This window comes from Anaerolineae bacterium, from assembly GCA_011176535.1.
Taxonomy (GTDB): domain Bacteria; phylum Chloroflexota; class Anaerolineae; order Anaerolineales; family DRMV01; genus DUEP01.
The window spans coordinates 1-10,061 of sequence record DUEP01000028.1; the positions used below are offsets into that span (position 1 = coordinate 1).

Sequence of the window (10,061 nt, forward strand, 5' to 3'; positions counted from 1 at the left end):
AAGTCTTGGCCCTGCTCACAGCCGGGGTGTTGACTCCCAGCACCATCTGGCGCCTGACTCAAGGAGTGGGAAAAACCATCCCGGAGGCGGAAGCGAAAGCAGTGGAGCGGGTCTTTGGTCAGGGGGCCGCTCCGCAGCCACAGGGAGAGCAAGCGGCCCCAAGGCTCTCTATCGAAGCCGAGGGCGTACTGGTGAGGCAGCGTACAGGCCAGGGGCATACGGCATGGCGTGAGGTACGGGTTGGGTTGGCCTATGATGACATGGGCCTGGCTGGACAAGCACCCGGAAGCCCCCCGTATGGTGCGCTGGGGACACCAAAGCGGCTATGCAGGCGAAGAGGTGGAGAGGTTAGGCCAATATGGAAGGCCAGATGCGGGCGTTGATCGCCCATGGATGAAAGGCAAAGGACGTCATTGGTCGGCGCAAGGCCTGGGCGCGCTGGTCAAAGTGCGTATCCAACGGCCGCTTGAGCCTGGGGAGTGGCCGGCATCGTGGCCCCTTGAGGACACACCCTAAAACCACCTCAGCCCCCAAGCCCAGGGCCCACTCACGCCTCCGGGAGGACTTAGGGGATTGGCTGCAGGCCCATCTTCCTTTTTTGGGAAGGCCCTCTTCCAACCACGCCTGAACTCTTGCGCTTGCGCCAACGCCTGCATCCGCACTGAGCGCCAGAAGTAAATTTATGGCAGGGCCGCGCTTGCGCCTACCAAACTGAAACACGCTCTTTTTTCTCGTCTGGCTTGAAAGGCTGAGGGCTTCGTGATAAAATTAGCCCGCACTTGGTGGCTGTAGCTCAATGGCAGAGCGCCTGACTGTGGATCAGGTGGTTGTGGGTTCAAGTCCCATCAGCCACCCCAAGACAAAGATCAACCCCAGCCGGTGAACTGGGGTTGTTATCGTTTAGGGGGTACTCAGCCAACACAAGTCAAGGAAACGGAACAACCCAGGAAAACGCGCTGAGCACGCTCCCGCGATGGCCGGGGGCCTTCTCCTTTACGGCACGATGCGCGCCTGGAACCCGGCGCTTTGCTCCACCGTGTAGCCGATGCGCAACAGGGTGGCCTCGCTGAAGTCGGGGCCCAGGAGTTGAACGCCGATGGGCAACCCCTCTTTGTCCAACGCCACGGGCACCGAGAGGCCCGGCACCCCGGCGTGGTTGGCCGCCACGGTCAGTTGGTCGGCGTATTGCATGAGCACGCTGTCGCCGTACACCGCCCCCATGGGGAAGGCCGTGGTGGGGGTCGTCGGGGTCAGCAGGGCATCCAGGCGGTAGTCGCCCTGGGGGTCAAAGATGGCCTCAAAGTCCCGGCGGATGAGGGTGCGCACCTGCAAGGCCCGCTGGTAGTAACGCTCGCTGTACTGAGCCGCGCTGACATACATCCCCATGAGGATGCGCAGTTTGGGTTGCAAGCCGAAGCCCTGGCCGCGCGTCTTGCGGTACATCTCCCGCAAATCGGCCACTTTGTCCGGCGTGCGATAGCCATATTTCACGCCGTCGTAGCGGTGCAGGTTGGAGGCCGCCTCCACGCGGGAGATGACAAAGTAAGCCGGGATGCCGTACTTCGTGTGCGGCATGGGCACATCTTCAACGATTTCCGCACCCAGGTCGGCCAGTCGCCGGGCCGTATCCAGCACAGCCTGGCGAATCTCGGCAGCGATGGGCTCTTCCTGCAACTCGCCGGTTTGGGGGTCGAAGCGCACAATGCGGAAGTAGTCCGGCGAGAGGCCAATGCGCAAACCGCGCACCCCCTGTTCCAGTTGGGCCAGATAATCGGGCACGGGGACGGTGGCCGTGGTGGCGTCGTGGGGGTCGCGCCCGGCGATGACCTGCAGCATGAGGGCCGCATCGCGCACGGTGCGGGCGATGGGACCGGGGGTGTCCAGCGAAGAGCCGAAGGCGATCAACCCGTAACGGGACACGCGGCCATAGGTGGGCTTGAGACCCACCACGCCGCAAAAGGCGGCCGGCTGGCGGATGGAGCCGGCCGTGTCGGTGCCGATGGAAAGCCACCCTTCGCCCGCGGCCACGGCCGCCGCACTACCGCCCGAGGAACCACCCGGCACCCGCGAGGTGTTCCACGGGTTGCGCGGGGTGGGCTTGAACGCCGAAGATTCATTGGAAGAGCCAAAGGTGAACTCATCCAGGTTGACCTTGCCCAGCATGATGCCCCCGGCCTCTTCCATCCGGGCCACCGGGGTGGCCGTATAGGGGCCGATGTAATTGGCCAAAATGCGCGAACCAGCCGTGGAAGGGGTGCCCTCGACCACAAAAATGTCCTTGACCGTGAAAGGCACCCCGGCCAGGGGGCCAGGGTCTTCGCCACGGGCCACCATGGCATCGATGCGTTGGGCCGCCTCGCGGGCCTGCTCGGCCGTCAGCGTGATGAAGGCGTGAATCTTGTCCGGTTCGGCGTCAGGATCGCCCTCCAGGGTGCCTGGCAGACCATCGACCCGGGCAATGCGCTCCAGGGCCGCCTCGGTCACTTCCAACGCCGAGAGTTCGCCCCGGCGCACCCTGGCGGCGATCTCGTGGGCTTCCAGGTGCAACAAATCGCTCATGGGCTTCGCTCCTTGAGCCTGGCTTAGAGTTCCTCGTGGGGAATGTCGGGGACGATGATGTAGCCCTCCTCGCTTTCCGGCGCCTGTTCGACCAGACGCTCCGGGTGTTCAAAAGGCTGCCACCGATCCTCGCGGGGCGACGCGCTGATTTGGGGAGTGTAAGGCACCCCATGGGAGGTGATGGGCGTCTCGGGGTCCAGGGGCACCGCCTCCAGTTCGTGGATGGCGGTCAACTGTTTGTTCAGTTCGCGCCGCAGGTATTCGGCCTCCTCCTCGGTGAGTTCAAAAGCCGCCAGTTGGGCCAGGTAAGCGAACAAATCACGGGTGATTTCCTCTTCCATCAAGACATCCTCCGGCTTAGGATGTCCCAATTGTAGCAGAACCCAGCCCAGACGCCAACCAAACCGCGCTTCCGCCGGAAAAAACAAGGGCACGCCGCCTGCCGTGCCCCTGTTGGTTGAAAACGGGGCTAAACATCAGGCCGGGTGCCGCACGATGCGCCACACCTCGCGCCAGGAAGGCTTCTTCCCGCTGAGCAGCACGCCCACGCGGAACAGACGCACCCCTGCCCACAAGCTAAACATGGCGCCCACGGCCAGCAGGGCGATGATCAAACCCAACTCCCCCCAGGCCATCGGGGCCACGCTCAATCGCAGCAGCACGGCCACCGGCGCGGTAAAGGGGATGTAACTCAGCACCCGCGGCACCACACCGTTGGGGTTCACGAAGAAGAGGAAGTTGACCATAAACGGCACCGTAGCCAGCAGCGAAATAGCCGCGGAAAACTGCTGGCTCTCGCGGAGATTGCTCCCCAACGAGCCCAAACCGGCCATCAGCAGGGCGTAGGTCAGATAGGCCAGGGGCAGCACCACCACGGCCACCACCACAAGTTGAGGGTCTGGGTGGCGCAATTTTTCCATCAAGGGTTGCATGAACTCGACGTTTTGCCCAAACCGTTCAGCCAGCCAACGGGCGCTTACCAGCCACACCGCCACTTGAGTCAATCCCAAGGTGCCTAGGCCGAGCACCTTGCCCCAAAGCAACTCCATGGATGAGAGGGAGGAAAGCAGCAACTCCATAATATGGCTTTCCTTCTCCTGGGCCACACTCTGTAACAAATAACCGGCGGAAGTGAAAAGGGCGATGAAGAAAATCAGGCTCAACGCGTAACCCACCATGAAGCGYCCGCCGTTGGCTTCCTCGGAAGTCGTSTTGCTCAATGTGATGGTGGTTACCTCCGGGCCTTCCATCCACTGCTCTACCTCGGCGTAAGGATACTTCTGCCCCAACCTGGCGTAAAGGGCCAGGGCATTCACCTGCGAGAGCACCTTTGCCGAAGCACCTATCCCGCCCGAGATATAGATCGTCACCTGATAAGTGGCGGTGAAATCTTTGGGGAACACCGCCAAAGCCAGAAGCCTCTCCTGGCGAACCGCCTCTTGCGTCGCGGTCAGGCCCTCGGCCCAAACGAAAGGCTCCGGCAGGTCAGCGGACAACACTCCTGCCTGATCCAGCACCGCGACGGGCTTGTCCAGAGCGCCAAAGAACAAATTGCCCACATCAGTGCGCTGGCTGGCGGCGCGCAGCCCCCAGGCGATCAACACGGCCAGTAAAGGCAAACCAAAGGTGGCGAAGCGATAACCAAAGCGGCGGAAATGGGTGCGATACTCGTACTGCGCCACCTGGAAAATCTTGCGCGCCTTCATGCCACCACCTCCTCCTGCGATTCCGACGCCTCCACCGCGCGGAGGAAAATTTCCTCCAACGAAGGGAAAACCACCTCAAAGCGTTCCACCGGAGCCCCCTGGGCCACCAGGCGGTTCAGGATCTCCTGGGGAGGGACCCCGGCCTCTGGGGTCAGGTACCACGCCCCGTTCCGCTGCTCCACCCGCCGGACGGGCAACCCTTCGGGTAGCGGCGCGCCGTTGGCCAGACGCACCGCCACATCCCCGCGGGCGTAACGGCGGCGTAAGGCTTCCAGGCTCCCCTGGGCCACGATGCGCCCCCGGCTGATGAGGGCCACCTCATCGGCCAGGGCCTCCACGTGCACCAACTGATGCGAACTGAGGAGGATGGTCTTCCCCTGGTGGCGCAACTCGGCCACCAGTTCCTTGACCAGTTGCACATTCACCGGGTCAAGGCCCTGGAAAGGTTCGTCCAACACCAGGACGGGCGGGTCATGCAGCAAAGCCGCGACCAACTGGGCCTTCTGCTGCATCCCGTGGGAGAGTTCGTGCACTTTGCGCCCGGCCCATTCGGCCAGCCCGAAGCGCTCCAGCCAGGCCAGGGCCCGTTGGCGGGCGTCGGCCAGCCGCAGGCCTTTGAGCACGCCCAGATAAATCAGCAACTCCAGCAGCCGGGCGTCGCGGTACAACCCCCGCGCCTCGGGCAGGTAGCCCACCTGCTCCCGCGTCTCGTGCGGGGGGCGGCCCAGCAGGCGCACTTCCCCCTCATCGGGGAAGAGAATGCCCATAAGCACCCGGATGGTCGAGGTCTTCCCCGCGCCATTGGGCCCTAACAGGGCAAAGATCGTCCCAGACGCCACGCTGAAGGAAACATGATCCACCGCGGTGAAGTCGCCATAACGCTTGACCAGGCTTTGAATTTCAACGGGGTTCACGGCTACCTCCTTGAGGGGATGAACGGCCCTGGGCCTCGGCGGCCTCGCCGAGATCCAGGATCGCCCGCATGGTGCGGCGATAGGCCTCCAGGGCGCGCTGTCCCTGGGGGGTCAGACGGCACAAGGTCAGAGGGAGTTTCCCACGAAACGTTTTCTCGATATCCACATATCCGGCCTCTTCCAGTTTGCTCAAATGGGCCGAGAGGTTGCCCTTGGTCAGCCCGGTGGCGTAGAGCAGGTAACGGAAGTCGGCCTCATCCACCAGAGAGAGTACGGTGAGGATGGCCAGGCGGGCCGGGGCGTGGACCATCGGATCAAGGGATTGAATGTCCACAGCGGGGATCATGGCTCGCCTTCCAGGGGAGATGGGTGGCGTCTCAGGTACCCCCGCAGGGTGAGCAAGCCACCTACAATTTGGGCCAGCCCCACCAGGGCAAAATGCACGCCACCCCGCAACACAGCCTCGCGCCAGGAGGGACTGGAAAGGAGCAGCACCGCCACAGCGCCCGCAAGCAACAGGCCCCAGCATAAAACACTCCGCGGGTCCAGGCCTGCCGTTGAGCCATAAAAAGGTAAAACAACACCAGCACCACGGTCAGCCCGGCGATATACGCCCGCTCCTGATTGTGCGAGAGCAACATAGCCCCCAGGAAAATCGCCCCAGCGCCCGCGACGAAGGCCACGAGCGACCGTAACGCCCGGGTGGCCTTGTCTGGGCGCGGATACGCCAGGTAACCGGTGCGCGGGTAGGTGATACGCCATTTGAGGCGCTGGACCACCCAGCGGTTGCCCAACACAAAGGCGAAAATCACCAAAGCCTGCAGCGCCCCGCTCCACGGCTGGGCCCAACGGGTGCTCAAGGCGAGCACCAACGCCAGCAGGAGGAACCCTGCTCCGGTAACCGCCTCGGCCAACCCATCTTCGAACCAATATTGTTTCACCCGCCAGGAAAGGCGCTCGGAAGAAGGGCGTTCAGAAGGGCGCATACCAACCTCGCAGACTGGTTTACATTACAAACATGTTTGTGCGACACTTTACTCCCATCCCTTACACGTGTCAAGAAAAAGCTCTGAACTCAGGTCAGAAGTTGGAAGAGGGTTGGAGGCGTGCCAGGGCAGGACGGCCTTCTTTACCTGCCATCCTCTGGCCGACAGGCACAACAGGCCGCTCCCTTTCACCCGCCGATGGTTTCGGCCCTTCGACTTCGCGCCCCTTCGCCGCGCTCAGGGGCCTCGCCATGACAGGACGCCCGGAACTCGTCCATCGGCCGAACGCAGGCCCAAACCTCAGCCAGTCCAGGGGGGAAAGCCGTCAGGCCGGAGATTCCCCTTTCTCCCCAGGGCTTGGGCGGCCCCCATCCAGGCTGGCACCCCCTACCTCTCCCCCTGCGGCCTTGCACTGCGTTCACTTCAGCAGCGCCTCGGCCAGGGCCGCCAGCCCCTCCAGATCGTCCAGGTCCAGCCATTGCACTATCAGCCGCTGCACGCCAGCCTCAGCCAGCGCCTCGGCCTGCTCGCGCACCTGAGCCGGGGTGCCCACCAACACGCCGCGGGCGCGCAGGTCCTCCCCCGAAGGACGGCCTTCCAACTTGCGCCGCAATTCGGCCTCGTCGCGACCGAAAATCAGCCCTGTCATCATCGAGCGGCGCACCGTGTCTGGGTCGCGGCCCTCGGCCTCCAGCAACGCGTCCAACTGGGCGTTGCGCTGGCGGAACTGGGTTGGCGTGAGGAAGATGGCGTTCCACTCATCAGCGTACCGCGCCACCAGGGGCAGCGTGCGTCGCGGGCCGTTGCCGCCGATGAGGATGGGCGGGCCTCCGGGACGCTGGGGACGCGGCAACAAAATCGCCTCTTCCAGATGGTAATAGCGCCCGTGGAAGGTCGCCCTTTCCTCATCCCGCAACAGCCGCGCGATGACCTCCACCCCCTCGGCCAAACGGTCGAACCGCTCCCGCGTCGCCAGCAGGTCAAACCCGAACATCCGATGTTCTCGCTCCTGCCAGCCGGCGCCCACCCCCAACACCAGGCGTCCACCCGAGAGGTCGTCCACATCCCTGGCCATGCGCGCCGTGAACACGGGGTGACGGAAGGACACCGGGGTGACCAGGGGGCCAAAGACGATGCGCTGGGTATGACTGGCCAGCCAGGTCAACGAAACCCAAAGTTCCAGCGAATCCTTGTCCGGCGGTCGGGCATTGGTGAAGTGGTCCGAGCGAAACAGCCCAGCGAACCCCAAATCCTCCACCGCGCGGGCGATGCGCTGCCAACGCGTCCAGTTCAGGCCGTTCTGCCCCTCGACCATAATCGCATATTCCATAACGTTCCTCCTTGTAATCCTCATCCCGCCTCCCTGGTGCTCCCACCCAGGCGCGCTGGGGGCGGGGAAGCGTGAACAGGCCTAATCTGAGGCTGAGATAAGTTTACCCCGTTTCCCAAAAGGCGCGTGATATAATCCCCCACATGACCGTTTCGGTGGTCGCCCATCAGGTATCGTCCATCCGGGTCGAAACCCCGGCCTTCCAGGGCCCCCTCGACTTGCTCCTTCACCTCATCGAGCGGGCCGAGTTGGATATCACCACAATCGCGCTGGCCCAGGTGACCGAGCAATATCTGGCCTACCTGGCCCGGCTGGAGGACCGCTCTCCCGACGAAGTCTCGGCCTTCCTGGTGGTGGCGGCCCGGCTGCTGCAAATCAAATCCGAAGCCCTGCTCCCCCGGCCCCCGCAGCGTGAAGAAGGCGAAGAAGACCCCGGCGAAAGCCTGGTCGAGCAACTTCGGCTCTACAAGGCGTTCAAGGAACGGGCCGGGTGGCTCCGGCAACGGCACCAGGCCGGGCTGCGCACCTTCCTGCGCACCACTCCCCCGCCCAAAGCGCAGGCGCGGGTGGACTTCAGCGGGCTCACTTTGGCCAACCTGGTGGAGGCCGCGCGTCGGGCCATGGCCATCGCCTACCAGCCCCCCCTGCGCACCGTGGTCACCCCGCCCAAGATCACCATTCGCCAGAAGATCCGCGATCTCATCCGGGCCCTGCGTCGCCGGGAGCGCGTCTCCTTTCAGCGCGAAGTGTTGCGCCAGGCGCGCTCCCGCCTGGAAGTGGTCGTCGCTTTTCTCGCCTTGTTGGAACTGGTTAAACAACACCTAGTGGTGGCCCACCAGCCAGGACTGTTCGCCGATATCGAAATCGAACCGGCTACCCAACTGGACCCTGAGGCCGAGATCGCTTCCAAATTCGGTGAGTGACCCTGCCCAACCACACCTGGCCGTAGCGCACCCCCAGGCCGGCCCCCATCCCATCGATGAGCACATCCACCACCCACGGATGACGACCAGGGACGAAGGCCTGATGCACCTCATCGCTCACCGCATAAAACACGGCCCCCAGCCAGGGCTGCCACCTCGGGCGGCTTCGCCCCCAACCCTGCGCATAGAGCGCACCCAGCACGGCATACGCCCCCAGATGAGCCCCTTTTTTGAGCAGCACATCCCACCAGCCGGGGGCCGAGGGCAGTTGCGGCTGGGACGAGAGGTAAAAGATAAGGCCCATCCAAAGCAGGGCCAGGGCGTCCCAAAGGCGCTTCTGCGGCGTGCGCCCTCTTCCATGCGCTGCAGCAAACACGCTCATCACCCTCCTGTGATGAAAATGGCTAGCTCGCCAATTCTACCATGAGCCTCTGCGGACAACACCCCATCCCCATACGGCTCGTTCTCTTGGAGTGGATATGCCCAACCGCCTGATTCACGAAGCCTCACCTTACCTGCGCCAACACGCCCACAACCCGGTGGACTGGCACCCCTGGGGCCCCGAAGCCCTGGAGAAAGCCCGCCGGGAGCACAAACCCATCTTCCTCAGCATCGGCTACGCTTCCTGCCACTGGTGCCATGTCATGGCCCACGAATCCTTCGAGGATCCCGAAGTGGCCGCCCTGCTCAACGAACACTTCGTTCCCATCAAAGTGGACCGCGAGGAGCGGCCGGACCTGGACGCCCTCTACATGAGCGCCGTGGTGGCCCTCACCGGGCAGGGCGGTTGGCCCCTCAACGTCTTTCTCACCCCCGAAGGTCAGCCCTTCTACGGCGGCACCTACTTCCCGCCCAAGCCGCGCTTCGGGCTGCCCGGCTTCAAAGACCTGCTCCGCGAGATCATCCGCTCCTGGGAAAAGGACCGCGCGCGCATCTACGAGGCCGGGGAGAAGGCCGCCTCCCATATCGCCGAGGGCCTCAAGCCCCTCTACCAGCAGGCCCAGGCTCTGCACCCCCACGCCGCCGAAGACGCCGTGAGCGCCCTGCTGCGCGATTTCGACCGCGTGCACGGCGGCTTTCACTACGCGCCCAAGTTCCCCCAGCCCCTGGTGCTCCACTTCCTGCTGGCGCGCGCCCAACGCGGCGATGACCTGGCTCGCCAGATGGCCCTCCACACCCTGGTTCAGATGGCGCGGGGCGGCATGTACGATGTGCTCGGCGGCGGTTTCCACCGCTACAGCACCGACGACCTCTGGCGCGTGCCCCACTTCGAAAAGATGCTTTACGACAACGCCTTGCTGGCCCGGGCCTACCTTTACGCCCATCTGATCACTGGCGAAGAAGCCTTCCGCCAGGTCGCCGAGAGCACCTTAGACTTTCTCCTGCGGGAGATGTCCGGCCCTCAGGGGGAATTCTTCAGCGCTTTAGACGCCGACTCCGAGGGCGAAGAAGGGCGCTATTACACCTGGACCCCGGAGGAGGTGCGCGCCGCCCTGGGTGATGACCTGGCCTCCCTATTCCTCACCGCCTACGACATCACGCCCCAGGGGCAGTTCCATGGCCGCAGCGTGCCCCGACGGGCGCTCAGCGACGCCGAAGTGGCTGAGCGCTTCGGCCTGGCCGACGCCGCGGCCGCCCGCGCC

The 10,061-nt window shown here is 64.1% G+C and carries 10 protein-coding genes and 1 tRNA gene; 3 read left to right on the forward strand and 8 right to left on the reverse strand.

All coding sequences use genetic code 11. The annotated features are described in order from the left end of the window. The first annotated feature begins 782 nt into the window (after positions 1-782). Positions 783-857 (forward strand) — tRNA-His (locus tag G4O04_04195). A 136-nt stretch (positions 858-993) separates the two neighbouring features. Here the strand turns inward: G4O04_04195 and gatA are convergent. The 7 genes from gatA to G4O04_04230 all read right to left on the reverse strand — a co-directional run bounded on the left by gatA (position 994) and on the right by G4O04_04230 (position 7,495). Then, positions 994-2,559, reverse strand: a complete 1,566-nt coding sequence (gatA, locus tag G4O04_04200) for an Asp-tRNA(Asn)/Glu-tRNA(Gln) amidotransferase subunit GatA (GenBank protein HEY57724.1) — start codon at positions 2,557-2,559, stop codon at positions 994-996. Between the two features lie 23 nt (positions 2,560-2,582). Next, positions 2,583-2,993: a hypothetical protein gene (locus tag G4O04_04205; protein HEY57725.1), complete on the reverse strand. Its 411-nt coding sequence runs from the start codon at positions 2,991-2,993 to the stop codon at positions 2,583-2,585. A 42-nt stretch (positions 2,994-3,035) separates the two neighbouring features. Then, positions 3,036-4,265 (reverse strand): ABC transporter permease, encoded by a 1,230-nt coding sequence (locus G4O04_04210; protein HEY57726.1) that lies wholly within the window; start codon positions 4,263-4,265, stop codon positions 3,036-3,038. Next, a complete protein-coding gene (locus G4O04_04215; GenBank protein ID HEY57727.1) occupies positions 4,262-5,179 on the reverse strand; it encodes an ATP-binding cassette domain-containing protein in 918 nt (305 codons plus the stop codon). Before G4O04_04215 ends, G4O04_04210 begins: the two co-directional genes overlap by 4 nt. After that, positions 5,166-5,525 (reverse strand): transcriptional regulator, encoded by a 360-nt coding sequence (locus G4O04_04220; protein ID HEY57728.1) that lies wholly within the window; start codon positions 5,523-5,525, stop codon positions 5,166-5,168. Before G4O04_04220 ends, G4O04_04215 begins: the two co-directional genes overlap by 14 nt. A 61-nt stretch (positions 5,526-5,586) precedes the next feature. After that, the gene (locus G4O04_04225; GenBank protein ID HEY57729.1) at positions 5,587-6,165 is read right to left on the reverse strand and encodes a hypothetical protein; all 579 of its coding nucleotides are present in this window, start codon (positions 6,163-6,165) and stop codon (positions 5,587-5,589) included. A 418-nt stretch (positions 6,166-6,583) separates the two neighbouring features. Then, on the reverse strand, positions 6,584-7,495 hold the full coding sequence (locus G4O04_04230; GenBank protein ID HEY57730.1) for a TIGR03560 family F420-dependent LLM class oxidoreductase: 912 nt from the start codon (positions 7,493-7,495) through the stop codon (positions 6,584-6,586). Positions 7,496-7,638: 143 nt separating this feature from the next. Here G4O04_04230 and G4O04_04235 point away from each other — a divergent pair, with 143 nt between their 5' ends. Further along, positions 7,639-8,418 carry a segregation/condensation protein A gene (locus G4O04_04235; protein HEY57731.1) on the forward strand — a complete coding sequence of 260 codons (780 nt, stop codon included), beginning with the start codon at positions 7,639-7,641 and terminating at the stop codon, positions 8,416-8,418. Here the strand turns inward: G4O04_04235 and G4O04_04240 are convergent. Further along, positions 8,369-8,800, reverse strand: coding sequence for a VanZ family protein (locus tag G4O04_04240; protein ID HEY57732.1), 432 nt, complete (start codon positions 8,798-8,800; stop codon positions 8,369-8,371). The genes G4O04_04235 and G4O04_04240 overlap by 50 nt on opposite strands. A 97-nt stretch (positions 8,801-8,897) precedes the next feature. Here G4O04_04240 and G4O04_04245 point away from each other — a divergent pair. Continuing rightward, on the forward strand, positions 8,898-10,061 hold a 1,164-nt coding region (locus G4O04_04245), incomplete at its 3' end, for a thioredoxin domain-containing protein (GenBank protein HEY57733.1).